Source organism: Leisingera sp. M523 (assembly GCF_025141335.1).
Classification (GTDB): Bacteria; Pseudomonadota; Alphaproteobacteria; order Rhodobacterales; family Rhodobacteraceae; genus Leisingera.
This window is the reverse complement of sequence record NZ_CP081036.1, coordinates 2,523,984-2,548,670: the sequence shown is the minus strand read 5'-3', so window position 1 is coordinate 2,548,670 and position 24,687 is coordinate 2,523,984. Positions and strand designations below refer to the sequence as shown.

Here is a 24,687-nt window from a genome sequence, read left to right as displayed (position 1 = left end):
TCAGCTGATCAGCCCGATCATGTCATAATGGTCGATCTGGCGGCTTAGCACCATCGGGTCTTCCTCCGGCAGCACATGCGGCTGCTCCCAATCCTCGCCTGCAAAGGCCTGCAGCGCGGCCACGCTCTCCCAAACCATGACGACGCAGAAGGTGGCAGGCGAGTCCGGCCGGGGCAGCCCGGCGGTGACCGAGACCAGCCCCGGCTGGCGGCGCACATGCGGAATGGCGCTGCCGGTCAGAAAGGCCTTGAAGTCCTCGATCCTGTCCTCGCGGACGGTGGCACGGAATACCCGGATAATCATCACTCCCCCCAATGCTTATTGGCGCAGGGAGTATAGCATACCGCGTCCGTTTTGGCGGACGCGGTTTTTCCGTGTCAGTGCGCAGGCCTGTGCGGGGGCCTGCGCCGCGCACAGGGAAAAGCGGGCACCGGTTTTCCCGATCAGTGCGCGGGCTTTATAAACGTCCCGTTGCGCAGGTCGCGGAAGACCTGCTGCAGTTCTGCTTGGGTATTCATCACAATGGGCCCGTGCCAGGCCACCGGCTCATTGATCGGCGCGCCGGAGATCAACAGGAAACGCACGCCCTCGGGGCCCGCCTGCACGGTGATCTCATCGCCGGTGCCAAAACGGATCAGGGTACGGTCGCCGGACAGGTCGCGGATGTTGACCTCTTCACCTGCAACTTCTTTTTCCAGCAATACACCTTGCGGAGCAGAGGCATCAGCAAAAGCCGCCTGGCCTTCGAACACATAGGCAAACGCGCGGCGGTAGGTGTCGACCGGCAGGGTCTTTTTCACGCCCGCCGGAATAAACACATCCAGATACTGCGGATCGGCGGCAATCCCGTCCACCGGGCCGCGCTTGCCCCAGAAATCTCCGACAATCACTTTCACCCGTGTGCCGTCGTCGTCGATGATTTCAGGGATCTCGGTGCCCTGCACATCCTGATAGCGCGGCGCGGTCATTTTCTCGCTGGCAGGCAGGTTGCCCCAAAGCTGGAAGCCATGCATCTGGCCTTGCGCGTTGCCCGACGGCATCTCCTGATGCAGGATGCCGGAGCCGGCGGTCATCCACTGCACGTCGCCCGCCCCCAGGGTGCCCGCATTGCCCAGCGAGTCGCCATGTTCGACCGCGCCGGACAGCACATAAGTTATGGTCTCGATGCCCCGGTGCGGGTGCCAGGGGAAGCCGCGCAGATAGTCTTCGGGATTTTCATTGCGGAAATCGTCGAACAGCAGGAACGGGTCCAGCTCTGACGGATCCTGAAAGCCGAAGGCGCGGTGCAGTTTCACGCCGGCGCCCTCGGTATGGGGCTGTGCCGGACGGGTTTCGAGTATCGGTCTGAGGGACATCTGCCTGTCTCCTGGGTTTTATTGACTGACCGCAAGATAGGCTGTGCGGTGCCGCCGGAAAACGGGCGTTGAAACACGGCTTCTGTGCGTGTGCGAACGGAGCGCTCCAGCCCGCAGGGCTGCCCGGCCCAACGGGACGCGGCGCCGCAGGCGTCAAGGCCGGGCGGGAGCGCCGCTTGGTATCGTCGCGGGTATCAACGCGGGCGGTGTTTATCCAGCGCTCGTCCAGATCGGTGATACCGCAATGACCGGCGCCGAAGAACTTGGCGATACGCTTTACTTCTGCGGGCATTTTGGCGGGATCATCGATCTCCAGCGCTTCCATGGCCACCGGGGTGCCGGGCCGGATGGCGGCCTGGAACCCCTCGCGGATGCCATCATGCGCCCGGCGGCCGGGCAAGGGGCCGCTGCTGTTCAGCCGAACAGCGATACAATCCAATCGCGTACCAGGGATACTTCGGCGCTGTTCGGGGCCTCTCCGGCGGCGGGCATCAAATAGTGGCCCTGACCCATGGGGATTTCTGCACCAAGAACCTGTGCCAGCCGGCCCTGCGACAGCGGCAGTTCGGCATAGCGGCGCATCAGCATGGCCACACCAGCGCCAGAGGCCGTCATTTCTATCGCCGCCAAAGAGGTGTCCACATAGAGCGGCGCGGTGCGGTCCTTCAGCGGCACGCCTTCTTGTTCGGACAGCCGCAGCCAGTGGTCCTGATAGCCGTGGATATGGATCAGCGTCTGGTCGAACAGCTGATCCACGGACTGCATCCGTCCGGCCAGCTGCGGCTGCGCCACGGGGATCACGGTCTCAGCCGAAAGCAGATGCGCACGGCGGCCGAACCAGCCGGATGGCCCAAGCCGCAGGTCGATATCCACGTCCTCGTCCTGGGTGCTGTCGGCCCAGACGGCAGAGATAAGCCGGATGCGGATATGCGGATTGGCGGCGTGGAACACCCCCAGCCGCGGCGCCACCCACAGGACAGCAGTCGAGACCGGTGCCCGTATCGTTACCGTACGGGTCTGCGCATGCCCTAGCAGCCCGCGGGTGGAATACGCGATATCAGTCAGCGCCTGCGCCACCGAGGGGTAATAGGCATGGCCCAGCTCTGTCAGTTCCAGATGACGCGACCGGCGGACAAACAAGGTGATGCCAAAGCTTTTCTCCAGGCTGCGCACCTGATGGCTGACGGCGGCCTGGGTCAGCCCCAGTTCCTCCGCCGCAGCGGTGAAGCTTTTCAGACGGGCGGCGGCCTCAAACGCGCGCAGCCAGACGAGATTGGGCAGGTCGGACATTAGTGTTGCAAATTTTTCTGGGGTCAGGCCGTTTTATTATTCGTTTTAATTTTGGCGGAGGTCAAGCTAGCCATATCGCAGTAGATCAGCCCCGGGAGGAGAAACTCGAAATGGCAACCACTTTGAAAGTCGGCTTTATCGGCCTTGGCAATGTCGGCGGAAAACTGGCGGGCAGCCTGGTGCGCAACGGCTTGGACGTGGCAGTGCACGATTTGGACGCAGAACTGGTTCAAAACTTCGTGGAGCGCGGTGCCAAAGCAGGCGGCAGCCCGGCGCAAATGATGCAGGATTGCGATGCGGTCATCACCTGCCTGCCAAGCCCTGCGGCATCCGATGCGGTTGTCACCGAGATGCTGCCGCATGTGCAGCCCGGCAAGGTCTGGATGGAAATGTCCACCACCGACGTGGCCGAGGTAAAGCGCCTGGGTGCCCTGATCGTGGAACGCGGCGGTCAGCCGGTCGATTGTCCGGTTTCCGGTGGCTGCCACCGGGCGGATACAGGCAATATCTCGATTTATGCGGGCTGCGAGCGCGAGACTTTTGAGCGCATTCTGCCGATCCTGACCACCATGGGACGCCGCATTCTGCACGTGGGCGAGGTCGGCAATTCGTCGGTTCTGAAAGTGATGACCAACTATCTGGCCAATATCAACATGCTGGCGGTCTGCGAGGCGTTGACGGTGATGAAGGCCAGCGGCATGGATCTGGGCATGACGTTTGAGGCGATTTCGATGTCGTCGGGCACCTCTTTTGCGCATGAAACCGAAAGCCAGCTGATCCTGTCCGGATCACGCGATGTGAACTTCACCATGGATCTGGTGATGAAGGACATCGGCCTGTTCCAGGCCCTGGCGGACCGCAGCAATGTGCCGCTGGAGCTGTCGCCGCTGATGATCGAGATGATGAAGGACGGCCAGCGCCGTTATGGCGAGCGGGCGCAGTCCGACCGGATGATCGAGCGTCTGGAAGAGGCCACCGGTCTATCCATCACCGCGCCGGGTTTCCCGCAGGAATTGATTGACGACGAACCGGAAGAGCCGGGCTATGAGGTGGTCGTGCGCCGCGTTGCTGCGGAGTAAGTTTCCCCGCTTGCACGGCCGCATCCAGCCCCTGCTCCGGCGGGGGCTGTTTTCTTTGGCAAATCCGGTTTATGCCCGGCGCAGCAGCAAGGGGAGCAGCGGATGAACAACGAGGTCCTGGCCACAATAGAAGCCTCCGGCGGACGGCGGATCATGGGCACGGTGATGCTGGGATTGACCGGCTGCCTGCTGCTTTATGTCGCCTTCGCGGCGCCGCCGTCTCCGGCTTGGCTGGTGTTTCTGCTAGCGGTTGGTGCAGCGGCACTGTGGCTGGCCGTGCGGATGTGGCAGGCAACCGTGCACCGGATTGAGCTGACGGCGGAGGAGCTGCGCTGTTCAAATGGCCAGCTGATTGCCAGGGTTGAAGATATCAAAGCCATAGACCGCGGCTTTTTTGCCTTTAAGCCGTCCAACGGTTTTTTGATCCGGACCGGCGCGCAAGGCTCCAGGATCTGGATGCCCGGGTTGTGGTGGCGGTCGGGCCGCCGGATCGGCATTGGCGGGGTAACGCCAGGATCGCAAGGCAAGGCGATGTCGGAAATCCTGGCGGCGACGATGGCGCAGCGCGGCCAGTAAGGCCGCGCTTCTGGCTCAGTCGGTACTTTCACCGCCATCATTGTGGCTGCCGGAACCCGTGGCGCTGCCTTCGAAGACGACAAGCGGGGCAAAACGCGGGCGGGTGAAGATGAAATTGTCCAGGTTCAGCGTCGGCAGGCCGACATTGAAGGCAGGCTCCATCTCGTTGAAGGTCTCCACCAGAATGACCCGTTCCTGATCCGGCATGTCCGGAAGTTTGCCGGCGACAGTGTTGATCGTGGTGTCAGTCCATGTGATATCGGACGTGCCGCGGACTTCGGACCAATCTACATAGTATTTGGCGTCATCTTCGTCCCAGCGCACCACTGATACCCGAAGGCCAAGCTGCGAATCCTGCCGGATCAGGAGTTGCGCCATTTCGTACATGCTGTCGATATAGTCGTCGTTGATCGCCGTTGTTTCGCGCGAGATCAGGTCTGAGATGGTGTAAGCAGCTTTGAGATTGACACTGTCGCGGCGGAAGGCGTCAAAGAACGTGTAGATGGAGGCAAACAGGGCCAATAACAGGGGGGCATAGAGTGCGAATTCGACCGATACGTTACCCTCGGTTCTGCACCGGAAGATGTGCAGATGGCGGGGCAGGGCTTGGCCGGAAAATTTCGGTATCAGGGCAGTCAGCATGGCTCACCTCGGTTCCTGAACAAATGCGGATGCGGCGGTCAGGCTGATCCGGCCGTCATCATCCTTGGATAGGCTTTGTCCCAATCCCCAGGTTGGCAGGATGGGCTTAAACTTCATGCAGGCACGGATCAGCATCAGCTCATTGGATTGCCCGTGTTCGAAGGTTACGTCTGGGTTCACTTCTTCGATCCGGTTGATGCAATCCGGATCTGGATCAATCCCTGTCCAATTGAACGGGTCGGCTCGCACCATTTCAAGCTTCAGAGATGACGCGCAGTCGTCTATGAACCCGGAAAGTTCGCAGATTTCGTCGCGGATTTGCGCGTGGTCCTTGTTGGCGCCGGTGTTCAGGCGAATATCGCGTACAGTTAGGTCCAGGGCGCGTTCCAGCTGCGAGTGGCGCAGATTGATCAGCCCCAGCTCCACGGTTGACATCAGTGCCAGTAGGAAGGCGGGGATGACGATGGCGAACTCAACAGAAGCGTTGCCATCGTCATGTGACCTGAACCGGCGCAGTTTTTGTGTGATGCAGCGGATCATTGGGTCAGCCTCAGTTGGCGGATTGAGGTTGCGATGGAGGAAAAGGCATCGGCGATCTCCAGACCTTGCACGTCGAAATAGTGGGAGTCGGAGCTGGCGCAGTCCTGCAGCACCGCCACCCCGTTGCTGGGCGCCTCGAAGCCGATGGTGTAGACGATGATGCCCTGATCCTTAGCCGCCTCGCAGATGCTGCGGGTGCGGGCGTTCTTGGTAGAGTTCCCGTAGGAGTCGTAAACGCCGTAATACCACTCGCTGCGGGCGGAAGACGTGCCCATCCAGTCGGCGTAGATGTACTTGTACAGATATTTGAGCGGCGTCTGCGCGAACAAATCGGTATAAGAGAGCCGGACCGGCGTGCCGCTTTCGGTTGTATAGCCATAACAGTAGCCATTATAAGAGTTGGTGCAGACTGTGTCGTTCCCGGCACCGAAAGGATGGTCCTGCCAGCCGCCGCCATTATGCCAGTAATAGCTGCCGGTCGATGGCCTGAGTGTTGAGTAAACACCACTGCCGGGACTCGTTTCCGTATACCAGACGTAGGAGTCGCCCTCGCGATGGTCGCTTTCGACATAGTACTGCGAGGTGTTCTGGCCGTCTGTCATCAGCACGATCACTTTGACGGTATCCGAGTCTGTGTATTCCGAGGGGCGGGTTGAGAAGTCACTTGGAACAGACGCATCCGGACCAGCGGTCAGGGCGTTTATCGCGGGCCGGGCTGAAGGGTCCAGCAGGGTCGTGCCCCATTTCATCCCAATGTCGATGGAGGTGTTGCCGCCACCCCAAAGACCATCGATGAAGGCTTTAAGAGCTGCGGCATCCTTCTGAAAGGGAAGGATCGCCCGGGAGCTATCCGAAGCGGCAACGCAGACGGGGGATTGAACCAAATCCCCGTTATCGCGCCGGTCATTGCTGGACCAGGGCGAGAAATGCATCGTTTGCTCCAGCGGTGCGGTGGTGGACAGGCTGGTTGTGTTGAAATCGGGGCCATCAAAGTTCACGCAATACGAATCGTCGTGCAACTCGTCCAAAGCGTATTTGCTGATCAGGTCTTCCGGGACTGACACTTGCGTGGCGTAGGGCACGATTGAGATCGACATTTTTCCATCGGTGGTGTTGGCCACCATGGTGTCGATAAAATCCTTTGCTGCCGCTTGCAGGTTGGTCAGACGGCTGTTGCGGGTCATCGACCCGGACACGTCCAGCACCAGCGAAATCTCAAGACCGTCGATGCTCTCTTCAGCTCGGGAGGTGGCATAGAGCGGCATTTCGTCGACACCGGCGAAACCCAGCATGTGGGTGGGAAAGGTTGTGTCGATCGTGGCCTGCACTTTCTTGAAACCCAAGCCGGCTTCCCACCAGGGCGCTTGATAGTACTCCTGAAGACCGGATTTCGACAGATAGTCCAGCACGACTGCATCAGGTAACTTCTCTTGATCCAGGTCCGCCGCTGCCAGTGCCGCCCGGTCAAGCGTGTATTGCAGCATGGTGCGGTCGCGTTCCATCCGCATCAGGTCCACGCCAATTCCGCCCACCGCAACCATAGCCAGGAAAGTACCGATCATCGGTTTGGCCAGAACACCATCTTCTTCCCGCAGGTAGGTTTGAGCACCGGCCAGACAGCGCTGCATGAGCGGGCTGCTCAGCGCTGTGGACCCCTTGTGACGTCTATGCATTTAACACCCCCCCCGCCGGTTCTTGAACAGATCAGCCCGGCTCTAGACGCGGAATTTACACATAATTAATGGCTGCCGAACGTGGCGGAATTGGGGCGGGTTTGCGCCGAAAAACATGTGATTGTAGTGATTTGGGGTTTCAATTGCCGGGTATCCTGCGGGGCTGTCGCGGTCTGCAGAACAATGGTTCTGGGCAAACAGCGAATCGTGAACTTTTGGCAAAAATGCGAATCTTTTTGGCAGGGAATGGTCAAAAAGGTCGCACTCCTTAATCTTCTCTGCATAGAGTGAAGGCATCATCGGCATCGAGTCGATGTTTGAGCACGGAGAAGATTTTAGATGAGCAGCCGCACAGAGCCGAGCTTCCGCGAGAGCGTGGACCTGATGTTTAACCGGGCCGTGTCCCTGATGGATCTGCCGCCGGGGCTGGAGGAAAAGATCCGGGTCTGCAATGCGACCTATACGGTGCGGTTCGGGGTGCGCCTGCGCGGCGCCATGCACACGTTCACCGGCTACCGCTCGGTCCATTCCGAACATATGGAGCCCGTGAAGGGCGGCATCCGTTATGCCACCGGTGTCAACCAGGACGAGGTCGAAGCGCTGGCGGCGCTGATGACCTATAAATGCGCCCTGGTGGAGGCGCCGTTCGGCGGTTCCAAAGGCGGGCTTTGCATTGATCCGCGCGAGTATGAGGAACACGAGCTGGAGCTGATCACCCGCCGCTTTGCCTATGAGCTGGCCAAGCGCGACCTGATCCATCCCTCGCAGAACGTGCCTGCACCCGACATGGGCACCGGCGAGCGCGAGATGGCGTGGATTGCAGATCAGTATGCGCGCATGAACACCACCGACATCAACGCCAAGGCCTGTGTCACCGGTAAGCCGCTGAATGCCGGCGGCATCTCCGGCCGGGTCGAGGCCACGGGCCGCGGCGTGCAATACGCGCTGCAGGAATTCTTCCGTTACGAGGAAGACAAGGCGGCAGCTGGTCTGAGCGGCAAGCTGGATGGCAAACGGATCATTGTTCAGGGGCTTGGCAACGTGGGGTATCACGCGGCCAAATTTCTGTCCGAGGAAGATGGTTCGCGGATCACCGGCATCATCGAACGGGACGGCGGATTGTCGAACCCAGATGGCCTGGATGTCGAGGCGGTGCGCAATTGGATCGTCAAGCATGGCGGCGTGGTTGGCTACCCGGATGCCCAGTATGTGGAAGACGGCGCGCTGCTGCTGGAGGAAGACTGTGACATCCTGATCCCGGCCGCGCTGGAGGGGGTGATCAACCTGTCCAACGCCGAACGCGTGAAGGCGCCGCTGATCATCGAGGCTGCAAACGGTCCGGTGACCGCCGGTGCGGATGACATTCTGCGCAAGAAGGGCACCGTGATCATTCCCGACATGTATGCCAATGCGGGCGGTGTGACGGTGTCTTACTTCGAGTGGGTGAAGAACCTTTCCCACATCCGTTTCGGACGCATGCAGCGCCGCCAGGAAGAGGCGCGCCACCAGTTGGTGATCGACGAGCTGCAGCGCCTGGACGACGTGATGGGGAGCACCTGGTCGATGTCGCCGAATTTCAAGGACAAGTACCTTAAGGGCGCGGGTGAGCTGGAGCTGGTGCGCTCGGGCCTCGATGACACCATGCGGGTGGCCTACCAGTCGATGCGTGAGGTCTGGCACAGCCGGGACGATGTCACCGACCTTCGGACTGCCGCCTATCTGGTGTCGATCGACAAGGTCGCCAAAAGCTATCACGCCAAGGGTCTCTGACCAGGCAGCGGGTAATTGGATTATGGCCGGGGCGGAGGGAAAACTCTCCGCCCCGTTTTTATTTGCAAGTGAACCGGAATACGTCACGACCTGTCGCAATTATTACTAGACACATGTGATCAGTTCGTGTGTTTTGCAGCAAAGCCGGGCTGAACTGCCGCAAATTGATCCTTGGGGCTAGGAGCAGCAGGCGAAAGCGGGTAGCAATGCCGCCAAGGTCCGGGTCACCTTTTTTCCGGGCATCGGAAGTGATTTGACGGGGAGGGACGACATGCGGTTTTCGGGATGGCGTGTGCTCAAAGAGGGGCTCACCGGAAACAAGGGCTGGACGCCGCACTGGCGCGACCCCGCACCCAAGTCCGAATATGACGTGGTGATCATCGGCGGCGGCGGCCACGGTCTGGCGACCGCCTACTACCTGGCCAAAGAACACGGCATTACCAATGTTGCAGTGCTGGAAAAGGGTTATCTCGGCGGCGGCAATGTGGGGCGCAACACCACCATCGTACGGGCGAACTACTATCTGCCGGGCAATTCCGAGTTTTATTCCCACTCGCTGAAACTGTGGGAGGGGATGGAGCAGGACCTGAATTACAACGCGATGATGTCGCAGCGCGGCATCCTCAACCTGTACCACAACGACGGCCAGCGCGATGCGGCGGTGCGGCGGGGCAACGCGATCATCAACCAGGGTGACGATGCTGAGATCCTGAGCCGCGAACAGGTGCGTCAGATGGCGCCGTTCCTGAATTTTGACAGCAACCGCTTCCCGATCATGGGCGGGCTGATGCAGCGCCGGGCGGGTACTGCGCGCCATGACGCGGTGGCCTGGGGCTATGCCCGCGGCGCCGATATGCGCGGGGTGGATCTGATCCAGAACTGCGAAGTGACCGGCATCGACGTGGAGAACGGCAAGGTTGTGGGCGTGCAGACCGCCCGCGGACCGATCCGGGCCAAGAAGGTGGCGCTGGCCGCCGCGGGGCGCTCCGGCCAGGTGGCGGCGATGGCGGGTCTGACCCTGCCTATTGAGAGCCACGTGCTGCAGGCTTTTGTTTCCGAAGGGCTGAAACCCATGGTGGATCATGTGATCACCTTTGCCGAAGGGCATCTGTATATCAGCCAGTCGGACAAGGGCGGGCTGGTGTTTGGCAGCTACCTGGATTTCTACAGCTCATACGCGGCGCGGGGGAACCTGCCGATGGTGGAGCACACGATGGAAAGCTTTGTGGCGATGGTGCCGGCGGTCAGCAAGGCGCGGCTCTTGCGCAGCTGGGGCGGTATCATGGACATGACGCCGGATGGCTCGCCCATTATCGATCATTCGCCGGTTGACGGCCTCTATCTGAATTGCGGCTGGTGCTACGGCGGCTTTAAGGCGACGCCGGCGTCAGGCCATGTCTATGCGCATCTGATCGCCACAGACCGCCCGCATGGGGCAGCAACCAAACTGAAGCTGGACCGTTTCCGCAGCGGCCACGGCCTGATGGATGAGGAGGGGACCGGTGCGCAGCATAACTTGCACTAAGCGTTTTGAATGCGCCGGGTTTGCCTCCGGCGGGAGTTTTTTCAGAAAGATGAAAGGGCGCTGGTCATGAGGATTGCCTGTCCGCTCTGCGGCGAAAGGGACCGCCGCGAATTCTATTATAAAGGGGCCGCGCTGGAGCGCCCGGCTGAGGGCGCTGGTCTGGATGCCTGGCACGCCTATGTGAACCTGCGCGAAAACCCGGCGGGGCCGCTGGATGAGCTGTGGTATCACGAGATGGGCTGCAATTCCTGGCTGAAGGTCACTCGCAATACGTCGACCCATGAGATTCTGGCGGTGCAGCTGGCGTCCGAGGCCGGGCTGGGAGGTAAGACATGAGGCTTCCCGGAAAAGGGCTGAACCAGGGTGCGAAGCCGATTACGTTCTCTTTTAATGGCCGTCACATGATGGGGCTGGAAGGGGACACGCTGGCCGCGGCGCTGCTGGCCAATGATGTGCATCTGATGGCGCGATCGTTCAAATACCACCGTCCGCGCGGGGTGCTGACTGCGGGCAGCGAGGAGCCGAATGCGCTGGTGACCACCGGCGCCGGCGGCCAGCAGGATCCGAACGTCCGTGCCACCCAGCAGGAGATCTATGAGGGGCTGGATGCGCGCAGCCAGAATTGCTGGCCCTCGGTTGAGCGCGACGTGATGGCGGTCAATGACCTGGCGGCGCCGTTCTTTACTGCGGGGTTCTATTACAAGACCTTCATGTGGCCGGCGGCGTTCTGGGAAAAGCTCTACGAGCCGATGATCCGCAATGCGGCAGGGCTTGGTGCGCTGTCGGGCGAGGCGGATCAGGACCGCTACGAGAAAGCCTTTGCCTTTTGCGATGTACTGGTGATCGGTTCGGGTCCTGCCGGGCTGATGGCGGCGTTGACTGCAGGCCGGGCTGGGGCCGATGTGATTCTGGCAGAAGAAGACAGCCGCATAGGCGGGCGTCTTTTGGCGGAACGCGAAGACGTCAGCGGCAAGCCGGGCCATGAATGGGCCGCGGACGTGCTGGCTGAGCTTGAGGCGATGGACAATGTGCGGCTGATGACCCGCACCGCTGTCACTGGCGCCTATGATCAGGGCACTTATGGCGCGCTGGAGCGGGTCTCGCATCACTTGCCGCGGCGGCATTCGCTGAAGGGCAGCCATCTGCCGCGCGAATGCTTTTGGCGGATCGCGGCCAAACACGCGGTGCTGGCGGCAGGTGCGATCGAGCGTCCGGTCGCGTTCCGTAACAACGACCGGCCTGGCATCATGATGGCGGGCGCCGTGCGCGCCTATCTGAACCGCTGGGGTGTGGCGCCGGGGGAGCGGGTCACCGTCTTTGCCAACAACGATCAGGCGCACCGGACCGCGCGCGACCTGCATGACGCAGGGGTGCACATTGCAGCGGTGATCGACAGCCGCCACGAAGCGCCGGACAGCGGCCCTTATCAGGTGATCAAGGGCGCGCAGGTTTGCGGTTCCGCCGGACGGCATCGGGTGGACAGTATCACTGTGCGCTCGGTCAAGGGCGAGGAGAAGATCCAGACCGATTGCCTGGCGATGTCCGACGGTTGGAACCCGTCTGTGCATCTGACCTGCCATCTGAACAGCCGCCCGGTGTGGAAACGCGATGTGCTGGGCTTTGTGCCTGCCGAGGGGGCCGTGCCGGGCATGGTCACCGCGGGGGCTTGCAACGGCACATTCTCCACCGCAGGCGCGCTGCGCGAAGGGGCTGAAGCCGCGGGCAAGGTGCTGGAAGCGCTGGGCCTGAAACCCGCTGCCGCTGATCTGCCGGATGCCGAGGATGATCCTTACCGTATTGCGGCACTCTGGGCTGTACCCGGCAAGGGCCGCGCCTGGCTCGATTTTCAGAACGATGTAACGGTCAAGGATGTGAAGCAGGCAGCGGTCGAGAACTTCCGCTCTGTCGAGCATATGAAGCGCTACACCACCCAAGGGATGGCGACGGATCAGGGCAAGAATTCCAACGTTGCCGCACTGGCGGTGCTGGCGGATGCCACGGGGCGGACGATCCCCGAGACCGGCACCACAACCTTCCGCCCGCCATTTGTGCCGGTGGCGATTGGCGCCATCGGGGCGGGGGCCACGGATGAAGGTTTCAAGCCGCAGCGCTTCCTGACCTCGCACGCTGAAAGCGACACCCGCGGTGCGCATCAGCTGGAGGTCGGCCTGTGGTACCGGGCCGCCTATTACCCGAAACCGGGGGAGACCAATTGGCGCCAGTCCTGCGACCGTGAAGTGACGTGCGTGCGCAATGCGGTGGGCATCTGCGATGTCTCCACCCTGGGCAAGATCGACATTCAGGGCGCCGATGCGGGCAAGTTCCTGGATCATCTTTATACCAACACCTTCAGCACGCTGAAGGTGGGCAAGGTGCGCTATGGGCTGATGCTGCGTGAGGATGGCTTTGTCATGGATGACGGCACCACCGCGCGGCTGGGCGAGAACCATTATGTCATGACCACCACCACCGCTGCGGCAGGGCAGGTGATGGCGCATATGGAGTTTGTCAGCCAAGTGTTGCACCCCGATTGGGACGTGCGCTTTACCTCGGTGACCGAGCAATGGGCGCAGTTTGCCGTGGCCGGCCCCAAGTCGCAAGAGCTGCTGAACAGGCTGCTGGACGAGGAGGTCAACGGCGAAACCTGGCCCTTCATGGCCTGCGGTGAGGCGACCGTGCTGGGCGTCAAGGGGCGGCTGTTCCGGATCTCCTTCTCGGGCGAACACGCCTATGAGGTGGCCGTGCCTGCGCGCTATGGCGAGGCGCTGTTCCGCGAGCTGCTGAAGCGGGCCGAGGCGGTGGGCGGCGGGGCCTATGGGATGGAAGCGCTCAACGTGCTGCGGATTGAGAAGGGGCTGATCACCCATGCCGAGATCAACGGCACAGTGACCGCCTTTGATTTGGGCCTGCAGGGGATGATGTCCAGGAAGAAGGATTTCCTGGGCAAGCCGATGTCCACCCGTGAGGGGCTGATGGCCGAGGAGCGGATGCGCCTGGTGGGCTTGAAACCGGTTGGCGCGGCCAAGGAGATCACTGCCGGCGCGCATCTGTTCACACCGGGCGATCCGGTCGAGCGGATCTATGATCAGGGCTATGTGACCTCGGCAGGCTATTCGCCGACGCTGGGGCATCCGGTCGGCCTGGCGTTCCTGAAGGAAGGCCCCGACCGGATCGGCGAAACCGTGCGTCTGGTTGACCACATGCGCGGCGTTGACACCCTGTGCGAGATTGTGCCGCCTGTGTTCTTTGACCCCGAAGGAGGGCGTGCCCGTGGCTGAACTGATAGCAAAAAGCCCCTGTGAGGGGCTGGTTCCGGCAAGTATCGGCGGCATGAGCCTGACCGAGGAACACCCGGGTGCGATGTGGACCGTGGCCCCGTTCAAGGGCCAGCAGGAGGCGCTGAGCAAAGCGCTGGAAACGGCCCATGGCATGGCGTTCCCGGCGCCGAATCGTGCGACCGGCAAGGCCGGCAGCCGCGCTGTCTGGTTCGGGCGGGACATGGCATTGCTGATAGGGCCTGCGCCGGATGCCAAGCTGGCGGGGCACGCCGCGCTGACGGATCAGAGCGACGCCTGGGCCGTGGTGCGGCTGGAGGGTGCGGGCGCTGAGGACGTGCTGGCGCGGCTGGTGCCAGTGGATCTGCGGAACCAGGTGTTCAAACGCGGCCATACCGTGCGGGCCGAGCTGAAGCACATGATGGCGTCTGTGACCCGCACCGGCCCGCAGGCGTTTCAGATCATGGTGTTCCGCTCGATGGCGAAAACGCTTGTGCATGATTTGAAAACAGCGATGGAAGCTGTCGCGGCGCGGGGGTAACCTTTGGGGATCACCAACTGATTCCCGGAGCGCATCTATGATCCGCATTGCCCTTGCAGCCGCCTTATTGGCGGCTCCGGCCTATGCTTCTGAAACCAAAGAACAAAGCTGCAAGTACCAGGGCCAGGTCATGGCCGCGGTGCAGCAGGCGCGGCTGGACCGGGTGAAACAGGAAGAGGTGGAGCAGGCGGTACTGGACAGCGAACCGGACTGGCCTGAGACCTATTCCAAGGCGATCCCGCAGCTGACGAACCATGTCTATGCGATGAAACGGCGCGATCTGCGCGACGTTGATCTTGGTGCGGCCTTCGAGGAACAGTGCCTGCAGAACTGGGATCAGATCCAGGCGATGCAGAAACAGCTGAAGTCGAACTGATATGTCCCTGCCGCCCGGCTTTCTGGATGAATTGCGCACCCGAGTCAGTATCTCTGATGTTGTCGGGCGCAAGGTCATGTGGGATCAGCGCAAGTCGCAGCCGGGCAAAGGTGACTTTTGGAGCCCGTGCCCCTTTCACCACGAGAAAACCGCGTCTTTCCATGTCGAGGACCGCAAGGGGTTCTATTACTGCTTCGGCTGCCATGCCAAAGGCGACGCGCTGAAGTTCATCCAGGAGACCGAGAACGTCGGTTTCATGGAGGCGGTGGAGATCCTGGCGCAAGAGGCGGGCATGGAAATGCCCAAGCGCGACCCGCGCGCGCAGGAAAAACAGGACCGCCGGACGCTGCTGGCCGAAGTGATGGAGCAGGCGGTGCAGTTCTTCCGCCTGCAGCTCAAGACCAACGGCGCTCATGACGCCCGTGCTTACCTGCAGCGCCGCGGGCTGACGCCGCCGGCGCTGGACCGCTGGGAAATCGGCTTTGCCCCTGATGGCTGGCAAGCCTTGTGGGACGGGCTGCGCGGCAAAAACGTGCCCGAAGACCTGATCATCGGCGCCGGGCTGGCCAAACCCTCGAACAAGGGCGGCAAGCCTTATGACACCTTCCGCAACCGGATCATGTTCCCGATCCGCGACGCGCGCGGCCGCGCGATTGCCTTTGGCGGCCGGGCAATGGACCCGAATGACAATGCCAAATACCTGAACTCGCCCGAGACCGAGCTGTTCGACAAGGGCCGCAGCCTGTACAATCACGGACCTGCACGGGCGGCGTCGGGGCGGGGTTCCACGCTGGTTGTGGCCGAAGGCTATATGGATGTGATTGCGCTGGCCGAGGGCGGGTTTCAGTCCTGCGTGGCGCCGCTGGGCACTGCGATCACCGAAAACCAGCTGCAGATGCTGTGGCGGATGTCGGATGAGCCGATCATCGCGCTGGACGGCGACACCGCTGGTATCCGTGCTGCCATGCGGCTGATTGATCTGGCGCTGCCGCTGCTGGAGGCCGGAAAATCCCTGCGCTTTGCCATCATGCCCGAGGGCAAGGACCCCGACGATCTGATCCGCAGTAAAGGCCCGGAGGCGGTGCAGGCGGTGCTGGATCAGGCGATGCCGATGGTTAAGCTGCTGTGGCAGCGCGAGACCGAGGGCAAAGTCTTCGACAGCCCCGAACGCAAGGCGTCGCTGGACAAATCCTTGCGCGAGAAGATCAAGCTGATCCGCGACCCGTCGATCCGCAAGCATTACGGCGAAGACGTCAAGGAGATGCGCTGGCAGCTGTTCCGCAGTAACCGCAGCGGCGGCGAGGGCGGTTTCCAGCAGCGCGGGTCCCGCAGCGGCGGTTTTCGCGATGGCAGCCGTCCGCCGTGGAAACCCGGCAAAGGCTTTGGCCCGATCCCGCAGCCGCGGGCAACCACCCGTGCCTCGCTGGTGGCAGGTGCCGAAGACGAATTTTTTGCCGCCATGCGCGAAGCGGTGATCCTGGCCACGGCAATCACCACCCCGGCTGTGATCCCCGAATTCGAAACCAGCCTTGAGCGCCTGCAATGCGCCGACCCGGATCTGGCGGTGCTGCGGGATATGGTGCTGCGCTTTGGCATCGGCGCGCCGGAGCGTCTGCGCGAGGAAATCGACTGGTCTTTGGGGCCTCATGCCCTTGAAAACCTCTTTGGGCTTCGCCATGTCGCAATCACCCCCTGCCTGCGCAAACCCGGCGACACCGAACTGGCCAGCATGACCCTGGCCGAGGAACTGGCAAAACTTGAGGCACGGCGCGGGCTGGACGCGGAACTGGCAGAGGCCGAAGAGGATCTGGACGGTCTTGCAGATGAGGCGCTGACCTGGCGGTTGCGGCAGGCAGCCGAGGCCAAGAACAAGGCAGTGCGCAGCGAGAATGAGGACCAGGCGCAGTATGATGTGGGCGAGAACGGCGCGCGGGTCAGCCGGGATGAGCGCGACGCATTCGGCGCCCTTTTGGATCGGATCGGCTTTTCCGGTAAATGACACAGATTGCCTGATTCTGCGTTTTGCTAAGGAAGAGCACAGGAAAATTGGGTAAACGGGGTGACGAATCAGAGAATCGCGCTAATGATTCGCGCGACCCGAATCGCCCCGCAGCCCCTGAGTAGGAGCAATGAATGGCCGCCAAAGACACCGACGACCGCAAACCTGACGATCAGGATGCCGAAATCTCACTCGACATGAGCCAGACTCAGGTCAAGAAGATGATCGCGGAGGCCCGCGAGAAAGGCTACATCACCTACGATCAGCTCAATCAGGTTCTGCCGCCGGATCAGGTCAGTTCGGAACAGATCGAAGACGTGATGTCGATGCTCAGTGAAATGGGCATCAACATCATCGAGGACGAAGAGGCCGAAGAAGAAGAGAACAAGGGCACCACCGACCTTGTGACCACCGAAGGCCCGCGCGAGGTTGCGCTGGCCGGCGCCCAGGCTGAAAAGCTGGACCGCACCGATGATCCGGTGCGCATGTACCTGCGCGAGATGGGCTCGGTTGAGCTGCTGAGCCGCGAAGGCGAGATTGCCATCGCCAAGCGGATCGAAGCCGGCCGCAATACGATGATCCTGGGGCTGTGCGAAAGCCCGCTGACCTTCCAGGCGATCACCATCTGGCACGACGAACTTCTGTCCGAGGACATCCTGCTGCGCGACGTCATCGACCTGGAGGCCACCTTTGGCAATCAGTTGGACGAAGACGGCGAGGAGGAAGCGCCGGTTGTCGATACATCTGCTGTGGCCGCGGCCAAGCCGGTCAAAGACGAAGGTCCCGAGCTGGACGCCGACGGCAACCCGATTGCCAGCGATGATGACGATGACGAGGACGAACAGGCCAACATGTCGCTGGCCGCGATGGAGGCCGCGCTCAAGGACCGGGTTCTGGTCACGCTGGAGCGGATCTCGACCGACTTTGCGCAGCTGTCCGAAATGCAGGACAGCCGGATCTCGGCGACCCTGAACGAGGACGGCTCTTTCAGCACTCAGGACGAGGCGACCTATCAGGCGCTGCGTTCGGAAATCGTTGAGCTGGTGAATGGGCTGCATCTGCACAACAACCGGATCGAGGCGCTGATCGACCAGCTTTACGGCATTAACCGCCGGGTGATGCAGATTGACAGCGCGATGGTCAAGCTGGCCGACCAGGCCCGCATCAACCGCCGCGAGTTCATTGATGCCTACCGCGGCCGTGAGCTGGACCCGAACTGGCTGGCCGACATGGGCGGCAAGCCCGGCCGCGGCTGGCAGATGTTCATCGAACGCTCGACTGACAAGGTCGAAGAACTGCGCGCCGACATGGCCCAGGTCGGCCAGTATGTCGGTCTGGATATCTCGGAATTCCGCCGCATTGTGCAGCAGGTTCAAAAGGGCGAAAAAGAAGCCCGCCAGGCCAAGAAGGAAATGGTCGAGGCCAACCTGCGCCTGGTGATCTCGATTGCCAAGAAGTACACCAACCGCGGTCTGCAGTTCCTGGACCTGATCCAGGAAGGCAACATCGGCCTGATGAAGGCGGTGGACAAGTTCGAATACCGCCGCGGCTACAAATTCTCGACCTATGCGACCTGGTGGATCCGTCAGGCGATCACCCGCTCCATCGCGGATCAGGCCCGCACCATCCGGATCCCGGTCCACATGATCGAGACCATCAACAAGCTGGTCCGCACCGGCCGCCAGATGCTGCATGAGATCGGCCGCGAGCCGACCCCGGAAGAGCTGGCTGAAAAGCTGCAGATGCCGCTGGAGAAGGTCCGCAAGGTGATGAAGATCGCCAAGGAGCCGATCAGCCTTGAAACCCCGATCGGGGACGAGGAAGACAGCCAGCTGGGTGATTTCATCGAGGATAAGAATGCCGTGCTGCCCTTGGACAGCGCCATTCAGGAAAACCTCAAGGAAACCACCACCCGGGTTCTGGCGTCGCTCACCCCGCGCGAGGAACGGGTTCTGCGGATGCGGTTCGGCATCGGCATGAACACTGACCACACGCTGGAAGAAGTCGGCCAGCAGTTCAGCGTGACCCGCGAACGGATCCGCCAGATCGAGGCGAAAGCCTTGCGGAAACTGAAGCATCCCAGCCGCAGCCGCAAACTGCGCAGCTTCCTGGATCAGTAATATTTGGGCTGGTATTGTTTCAGGGCGTCCCTTTGGGGACGCCCTTTTTAATTGGAGGTTTCATGCGCGCATTTTTGATCGGTAGTTTTCTGCTCGCGGCGAATGCTGTTCATGCCTGTCCTGATGGCTCAACCATACTTGTTTCCTGCACGTTCAATGGCGGAGCAAGCTATCTGGAAACGTGTCTGATGGGCGATCATGCGACTTATGCGTATGGTGAATCTGACAGGAAGCCGGAACTGGCACTGGCCCGCCATGTGCGCGATGTGGATATGACGCCTTGGCCCGGTATCGGGAAATCGATCTGGGAGGCGTTCACCTTTGAGAACGGCGGGTATTCTTACACGGCCCATTACGCGATCAAGAAGGATCCCGGCGCAGAATCTCCGATGAGCGGCGGCATCATTGTCGATAAGGATGGTCAGCAGGTCGCCAGCAGGCAATGTGATACCGGCAGTGTTTCGGCTTCCGGCTATTCATTGCCTTTGTTTGAAGCCAAAGAGGCGGCCGGCCAAATCTATTCGCCTGAAACCCAGAGCTGGCGTTAAGTGCCTGGGCTGCAGGACAGGGCTGCGGCTGCGGCGGCAGGCAAAGACCTCATCGTCTTCGACGGCGAATGCGTGCTGTGCTCGGGCTTCTTCCGCTTCATGCTGCGCCATGACCGGGCCGGGCGGTTCTCCTTTGCCACCGCGCAGTCGCCGCTGGGGCAGCAGCTCTACCGCCAGCATGGCCTGCCGACGGATAATTTCGAGACCAATCTGGTGATAGTGGATGGCCGCACCTATCAGCGGCTGGATGCCTTTGCCGCCGCAATGCGGGCGCTGCCCGGGCCCTGGCCGGCCTTGTCTGTCTGCCGGTTCCTGCCGGGGCGGTTGAAGGATGCGCTGTACTTCAGCATCGCCCGCAACCGCTACCGGCTGTTCGGCCGCTTTGATACGTGCCTGATCCCTGGTCCTGAGGTTCGCGCCCGGTTCGCCGACGGAGGCTTTGAGTCATGAGGGATGCCTTTGGCGACATCATCGCGGCACAAGACCTGGAGGTGCCGCCGGCCCTGCTGCGGTTCCATGCGCAGCCGCCGCAACGCAGCCACGGCATGGTCAAGGTTGAGGGCGGCAGCCGCTGGGCGCGGCTGCTGGCGGCGCTTGCAGGCTTTCCGCCGCCAATGGCCGAAACCCGGTTCCGGCTGGATGTCGCCCCGCAGGGCAAGGGCCATGTCTGGCGGCGCAGTTTCGGAAAATTCCTGACCCGCTCGCACTTGCGGTATGATCCGCAAACAGGCAGAGCAGTGGAACGCTTCGGCTTGGTCGAACTGGACCTGGCCGTCTCGGCTCAGCAAGGCGCAATGGTGGTCTCGGTGGAGAGGGCCCGGCTGTTCGGCCTGCCGCTGCCCCAAGCTCTTTGCCCGCAAAGCGCCGCTACCGAATTTGAAACACCGGAGGGGCACTTGGGATTTGACATCTCTGCCAGCCTGCCGCGCATCGGCTTGCTGGTGCGTTACAGCGGGTTTCTGGTGCTGCCGGAGCTGGACCTCAGACGTTAACCATTTGCTAACCCTGTCATTGCCCGGCGCGGCATCGGCCCTTAAAATCGATGCTGTTGCCCATTGGCCTTCCGGGGGGAAGAAAATGTCTGCACATACCAATATGAACACGGCACTGCTGGCGCTGACTGCAAAGCTTCAATCGTTGAATGATCTGGTGACGGCCAACCAGTTCATGGTCGAGGCTTTGGCGGATCAGGGGGATGCGCTTAAGCAAATGGATGGTGCTGAGACCAAGGATATGCTGCGCCGGCAGGCGCGCGAAAAGTTCCACCCGGACACTGGCACCGTGCCGAATGCTGCAGCGCTTGCCATTCTGGAAGGCGTGCTGAGCCATCAGCGGGACAGTGCGGAGATCATTCCGTTCCCGTCCCGCGCCTAAGCCGGGCGTTCACACATCTGCGAGAGGTCGTTACAAAGGTGCTGCCGGTCTATTGGAGCCGCTGCGGCAAATCCCTATGTTGAAGCGAACACAGGGATATTTCCGAATGAAACACCTCCTTTGCGCTGCCATCCTGGCTTGTCTTTCTTCCAGTCCCGCAGCTGCGGATGCCTTCATTACCAACCGCGGCGTGCGGGTGCTGCCGGTCAATGACACGGTCTATGAGGTGGTGCCGCGCGGCTCCGGCGGCACCTGGGATTACTGGTGTGCGGCTGCCGAATACGCCCGCCGCGAGCTGGGCGCTGGCTGGATGGACCGGTTTTACGTGGTGCGGGGCCGTGATGTCAGCGTCACCACCGGGCGCCGGTCCTCGGTGCAGTTCACGCTCTACCCGAAACGGAGCGGTGTCGAACCCAAAACAGGCTGGCTGTCGCTGGGTTTTCGTCCCGGGGAAAGCATGTCAGTGCAGCAGGGATACGGCTATTGCGTGAATGAACCGGCGTTGTAATGGATTCGAAGCATTTGAACTTGCGCGGATGTGACGTTGTATGATGACAATTGGCTGTCTACTGGTGCCGGTCGCTCCAGTAGCTGCGCAATCCTCTTGTAGCAATGGATGGCCAGTTCTTCTGCAGCATCCTTCGCAATACAGTGTCATCGAGCGTGAGCTGCTGCCCGGATAGAACCCCAGTTGCGTTTGCGCCAAAGTAACGTTTCAGGTGGAATCGCAGCTCATGCTTGTCTCTGCCGTGCTGTAGTTAAGGGGCTGACAAAGCGGAGTTTTCTCAAATGTCGATGGCCTTGAAAACAGTGTGAAAGAGCCGGGGCGTGACTTGCCACAGTGACCGCACAGCAGTGTGAGTCGCTTGTGTTTCAATTCTCCTTACACTTTTCGGTATCTGCCTGGTTGCCGGGCGGCGCACAATAACTGAAAGGGGTCCGACATGAAAATCTGGATATCTGTCCTGTCTCTCGCCACCGCTCTGCCGTTTTTTCTGCCAGAGCCGGCCGCGGCCTGGAATGACCGCAGGGCGGCGCATATCAATGCAGTATCGCAAGATATCTTTGAGGTGGTGCCGAAAATCTCAGCCGGGGCATTCTTCTGGTGTGCTGCAGCTGATCATGCTCAGCGGGACCTAGGAGCGCCGTGGAAGGCGGATCTGTTTATCACCCGCGGGTTGGGGGCAAGCGAGACAACAAACCGCGTATCAGCGGTTCAGTTCACCCTGAATGCGGGTTTGGCGCCTGCGGCAAGCCGTGGCAATATCAATAGCCTGAAGGCCGGCCAAAGCATGAGTGTGCAGCGGGCTTTTAGTTATTGCGACAGGCTGCCGGGACGACCCTGAGCCAGGGCCTGCTTGATATCTGGCGGCTGTTGAAACAAGGAGAATTAGATGACCAAACGCATTGCAGCCATTGCCGGTCTGGCCGGGGCGCTTCTCCTATTGCCTGAAGCAAGCGCTGCCTGGCGGGCAATCAACCGCCATGAGGTGCTGCCAGTGTCCGAAGGCGTCTGGGAAGTGGTGGCCCGGGTCGGGACTGGCGCACAGGATTATTGGTGCGGTATCGGTGATTTTGCGATCCGCCAGCTGCGGGCGCCGGTGAACCAGCGCATCTATGTCTGGCGCGGGGTCGGGCCTTCGGTCAACCGGCCGGGGCGCAAAGCGGTGCAATTTGCCTTTGGCCTGCCGCCTGGTGTTCCGGACCGCTCCTCCAGCCTGTCGCTGAATGTGCGCGAGGCAGGTGACAATCTGCATGTGACGGCTGCACAAACCTATTGTTATGACCGGCTGCCCGGCCGGGACCGCTGGTTGCCTTAGCGTCCGCTTTCGCCGGCCGCAGCGGTTGCCAGCCGGACCGGGTTCCGCCACAAATGATTTATGCAGTATGAGTTCACCATTCCGACGTGCGGGCAGGGCCTTTATGAGTTCACCCGCGACGTGCAGGCCTGGGTTTCCGGGTCCGGCCTGCAGGATGGGCTGCTGACCCTGTTTGTCCGCCATACCTCCTGTTCGCTGCTGATCCAGGAAAATGCCGACCACGAGGTGCAGACCGACCTTCGGGCCTTCTTTTCACGCCTGGTGCCGCCTTCCTCCGATCCCGCAATGGCCTATTTGCGCCACACCTATGAGGGGCCGGACGACATGCCCGCCCATATCAAAGCGGCGATGATGCCAGTCAGCCTGTCGGTCCCTGTCAGCCGCGGTGCACTGGTGCTGGGCACCTGGCAGGGGATCTACCTGTTTGAACACCGCGATCGTCCGCACCAGCGGCATGTGGCCGCGCATCTGGCCTGAACCTCTTTATCTAGCGGCCATAAATCACCACTACCCAAATTCTGGAGGGTAGCCTATAGTTGTGGATAACCGGGCAAACACCGGCACAAACAATAGGCTGACAGGATTGAGGGAGCAGGCGGATGCGCTGCCCATTTTGCGGAAATATCGACACTCAGGTCAAGGATTCACGCCCCGCCGAAGATCATGTTTCGATCCGGCGGCGCCGGTTCTGCCCGGCTTGCGGCGGCCGTTTCACCACCTACGAACGGGTGCAGCTGCGCGATCTTGTGGTGATCAAAACCAGCGGCAAGCGCGAGGATTTCGACCGCGACAAGCTGGAACGCTCGATCCGCATCTCGATGCAAAAACGCCCGATTGAGCCGGAGCGCATTGATCAGATGATCTCGGGCATCGTGCGGCGGCTCGAAAGCATGGGCGAGACCGATATCGGCTCGAAGAAAATCGGCGAGATCGTGATGGAGGCACTGGCCCGGATCGACACCGTGGCATACGTGCGCTTTGCCAGCGTTTACAAGAATTTCCAGGCGGCAGATGACTTCGAGGATTTTGTTCACGAGCTGCGCCCGCCAGTTGCACCGGAAGAATAATGGACGCTGATCACCGTTTCATGGCGCTGGCGCTGTCCCTGGGACGGCGCGGGCAGGGCAACTGCTGGCCCAACCCGGCAGTGGGCTGTGTTATCGTGCAGGGCGGCCGCGTGGTGGGCCGCGGCTGGACCAGGCCGGGCGGCCGCCCTCATGCAGAAACCGAAGCACTGGCGCAGGCCGGCGGGGCCGCACGCGGTGCCACGGCTTATGTGACGCTGGAACCTTGCGCCCATCACGGCGAAACACCGCCCTGTGCGCAGGCGCTGATTGACGCCGGTGTGGCGCGGGTTGTTGCCGCGATTGAAGACAGCGATCCGCGGGTGTCGGGGCACGGATTTCAGATGCTGCGCAATGCGGGCATCGATGTGGCCACCGGAATATGGGGGGCACAGGCAGCGCGGGATCATGCTGGGTTCTTCCTGAAGACTGAGCAGGGCCGCCCGCTGGTGACCCTGAAGCTGGCCGCCAGTTTCGACGGGCGTATCGCCACCGGATCGGGCCAAAGCAAATGGATCACCGGACCGGAGGCCCGTCGCGCCGTGCACGCGATGCGCGCGCGCCATGACGCGGTGATGGTCGGCGGCGGGACTGCGCGGGCTGATGATCCCTCGCTGACCGTGCGCGATCTGGGGGTGGAGCACCAGCCTGTGCGGGTGGTGATCTCGCGCCATCTGGACTTGCCGCTGATGGGTCAGTTGGCCCGCACCGCCAAGGACGTGCCGGTCTGGCTCTGCCATGGCCACGGCGCTGATCATGAACGCATTCAGGCCTGGGAAGGGCTGGGTGCCAATCTGATCCCCTGTGCGTCGCACGGGGTACAGCTGGACGCGGCGGATGTGCTGCAGCAGTTGGGGCAGGCGGGTCTGACACGGGTGTTCTGTGAAGGCGGCAGCGCGCTGGCGGCATCGCTTTTGGCATTTGATCTGGTGGATGAGCTGATCGGCTTCACTGCGGGTCTGGGGATCGGGGCCGAGGGTCTGCCGTCGATCGGTGCGCTTGGCATCGGCCGGCTGGAGGAAGCGCCGCGGTTTGAGCTGGTTGAAACCCGCCCCCTCGGCAAAGACATCCTGCACCGCTGGACCCGCGCGTTGCGCTGATCATCCTTTTCCGTGCAGAG

25 protein-coding genes are annotated in these 24,687 nt (G+C 61.6%); 19 read left to right on the top strand and 6 right to left on the bottom strand.

The features are described from left to right. From K3557_RS12560 to K3557_RS12545, 3 genes are all read right to left on the bottom strand, one after another. Positions 1-303, bottom strand: a complete 303-nt coding sequence (locus K3557_RS12560; RefSeq protein WP_259994235.1) for an antibiotic biosynthesis monooxygenase — start codon at positions 301-303, stop codon at positions 1-3. A 140-nt stretch (positions 304-443) separates the two neighbouring features. Then, positions 444-1,355 (bottom strand): pirin family protein, encoded by a 912-nt coding sequence (locus K3557_RS12555; protein ID WP_259994233.1) that lies wholly within the window; start codon positions 1,353-1,355, stop codon positions 444-446. Between the two features lie 414 nt (positions 1,356-1,769). Further along, positions 1,770-2,645 (bottom strand): LysR family transcriptional regulator, encoded by an 876-nt coding sequence (locus K3557_RS12545; RefSeq protein ID WP_259994231.1) that lies wholly within the window; start codon positions 2,643-2,645, stop codon positions 1,770-1,772. 122 nt (positions 2,646-2,767) lie between these two features. Here K3557_RS12545 and K3557_RS12540 point away from each other — a divergent pair, with 122 nt between their 5' ends. Together K3557_RS12540 and K3557_RS12535 are read left to right on the top strand one after the other, a co-directional pair. Continuing rightward, positions 2,768-3,724, top strand: a complete 957-nt coding sequence (locus K3557_RS12540) for an NAD(P)-dependent oxidoreductase (RefSeq protein WP_259999627.1) — start codon at positions 2,768-2,770, stop codon at positions 3,722-3,724. Between the two features lie 102 nt (positions 3,725-3,826). Continuing rightward, on the top strand, positions 3,827-4,300 hold the full coding sequence (locus K3557_RS12535; protein ID WP_259994230.1) for a hypothetical protein: 474 nt from the start codon (positions 3,827-3,829) through the stop codon (positions 4,298-4,300). 15 nt (positions 4,301-4,315) lie between these two features. Here K3557_RS12535 and K3557_RS12530 read toward each other — a convergent pair whose 3' ends face one another. The 3 genes from K3557_RS12530 to K3557_RS12520 are packed head-to-tail and all read right to left on the bottom strand — an operon-like array spanning position 4,316 to position 7,110. Further along, positions 4,316-4,942 carry a pilus assembly protein gene (locus K3557_RS12530; protein ID WP_259994228.1) on the bottom strand — a complete coding sequence of 209 codons (627 nt, stop codon included), beginning with the start codon at positions 4,940-4,942 and terminating at the stop codon, positions 4,316-4,318. Between the two features lie 3 nt (positions 4,943-4,945). Further along, entirely contained in the window at positions 4,946-5,482 is a 537-nt protein-coding gene (locus tag K3557_RS12525) for a TadE/TadG family type IV pilus assembly protein (protein ID WP_259994226.1), read from the bottom strand. Beyond that, positions 5,479-7,110, bottom strand: coding sequence for a pilus assembly protein TadG-related protein (locus K3557_RS12520; protein ID WP_259994225.1), 1,632 nt, complete (start codon positions 7,108-7,110; stop codon positions 5,479-5,481). The genes K3557_RS12525 and K3557_RS12520 overlap by 4 nt, the downstream gene beginning before the upstream one ends. A 384-nt stretch (positions 7,111-7,494) precedes the next feature. Between K3557_RS12520 and K3557_RS12515 the strand changes: the two genes are divergently transcribed. From K3557_RS12515 to ribD, 17 genes are all read left to right on the top strand, one after another. Continuing rightward, positions 7,495-8,925, top strand: a complete 1,431-nt coding sequence (locus tag K3557_RS12515) for a Glu/Leu/Phe/Val dehydrogenase (protein ID WP_259986231.1) — start codon at positions 7,495-7,497, stop codon at positions 8,923-8,925. Between the two features lie 271 nt (positions 8,926-9,196). After that, complete coding sequence (locus tag K3557_RS12510) at positions 9,197-10,450, top strand: sarcosine oxidase subunit beta family protein (RefSeq protein ID WP_259994224.1); 1,254 nt, start codon at positions 9,197-9,199, stop codon at positions 10,448-10,450. A gap of 66 nt (positions 10,451-10,516) precedes the next feature. Further along, positions 10,517-10,786, top strand: a complete 270-nt coding sequence (locus K3557_RS12505; protein WP_259994223.1) for a sarcosine oxidase subunit delta — start codon at positions 10,517-10,519, stop codon at positions 10,784-10,786. Then, positions 10,783-13,728 (top strand): sarcosine oxidase subunit alpha family protein, encoded by a 2,946-nt coding sequence (locus tag K3557_RS12500; protein ID WP_259994222.1) that lies wholly within the window; start codon positions 10,783-10,785, stop codon positions 13,726-13,728. Before K3557_RS12505 ends, K3557_RS12500 begins: the two co-directional genes overlap by 4 nt. Further along, positions 13,721-14,266 carry a sarcosine oxidase subunit gamma gene (locus K3557_RS12495; RefSeq protein WP_259994221.1) on the top strand — a complete coding sequence of 182 codons (546 nt, stop codon included), beginning with the start codon at positions 13,721-13,723 and terminating at the stop codon, positions 14,264-14,266. The genes K3557_RS12500 and K3557_RS12495 overlap by 8 nt, the downstream gene beginning before the upstream one ends. Before the next feature lie 37 nt (positions 14,267-14,303). Then, complete coding sequence (locus K3557_RS12490; protein ID WP_129371580.1) at positions 14,304-14,642, top strand: hypothetical protein; 339 nt, start codon at positions 14,304-14,306, stop codon at positions 14,640-14,642. Position 14,643: 1 nt separating this feature from the next. Continuing rightward, entirely contained in the window at positions 14,644-16,641 is a 1,998-nt protein-coding gene (gene dnaG / locus K3557_RS12485; RefSeq protein ID WP_259994220.1) for a DNA primase, read from the top strand. Positions 16,642-16,775: 134 nt separating this feature from the next. Continuing rightward, positions 16,776-18,761, top strand: a complete 1,986-nt coding sequence (gene rpoD, locus K3557_RS12480) for an RNA polymerase sigma factor RpoD (RefSeq protein ID WP_129371578.1) — start codon at positions 16,776-16,778, stop codon at positions 18,759-18,761. Positions 18,762-18,823: 62 nt separating this feature from the next. Further along, a complete protein-coding gene (locus K3557_RS12475) occupies positions 18,824-19,309 on the top strand; it encodes a hypothetical protein (protein WP_259994219.1) in 486 nt (161 codons plus the stop codon). Next, positions 19,310-19,759 carry a thiol-disulfide oxidoreductase DCC family protein gene (locus tag K3557_RS12470; protein WP_259994218.1) on the top strand — a complete coding sequence of 150 codons (450 nt, stop codon included), beginning with the start codon at positions 19,310-19,312 and terminating at the stop codon, positions 19,757-19,759. After that, entirely contained in the window at positions 19,756-20,301 is a 546-nt protein-coding gene (locus K3557_RS12465) for a DUF4166 domain-containing protein (protein WP_259994216.1), read from the top strand. Before K3557_RS12470 ends, K3557_RS12465 begins: the two co-directional genes overlap by 4 nt. An 85-nt stretch (positions 20,302-20,386) precedes the next feature. Then, positions 20,387-20,683, top strand: coding sequence for a hypothetical protein (locus K3557_RS12460; protein WP_259994214.1), 297 nt, complete (start codon positions 20,387-20,389; stop codon positions 20,681-20,683). Between the two features lie 106 nt (positions 20,684-20,789). Next, complete coding sequence (locus K3557_RS12455) at positions 20,790-21,191, top strand: hypothetical protein (protein WP_259994212.1); 402 nt, start codon at positions 20,790-20,792, stop codon at positions 21,189-21,191. A gap of 886 nt (positions 21,192-22,077) precedes the next feature. After that, positions 22,078-22,503: a hypothetical protein gene (locus K3557_RS12450; protein WP_259986202.1), complete on the top strand. Its 426-nt coding sequence runs from the start codon at positions 22,078-22,080 to the stop codon at positions 22,501-22,503. 60 nt (positions 22,504-22,563) lie between these two features. Next, positions 22,564-22,980, top strand: coding sequence for a secondary thiamine-phosphate synthase enzyme YjbQ (locus tag K3557_RS12445; protein WP_259994210.1), 417 nt, complete (start codon positions 22,564-22,566; stop codon positions 22,978-22,980). A 122-nt stretch (positions 22,981-23,102) separates the two neighbouring features. Then, positions 23,103-23,570 (top strand): transcriptional regulator NrdR, encoded by a 468-nt coding sequence (nrdR, locus tag K3557_RS12440; RefSeq protein WP_027259687.1) that lies wholly within the window; start codon positions 23,103-23,105, stop codon positions 23,568-23,570. 20 nt (positions 23,571-23,590) lie between these two features. Then, complete coding sequence (ribD, locus tag K3557_RS12435; RefSeq protein ID WP_259992643.1) at positions 23,591-24,667, top strand: bifunctional diaminohydroxyphosphoribosylaminopyrimidine deaminase/5-amino-6-(5-phosphoribosylamino)uracil reductase RibD; 1,077 nt, start codon at positions 23,591-23,593, stop codon at positions 24,665-24,667. Positions 24,668-24,687 lie beyond the last annotated feature (20 nt).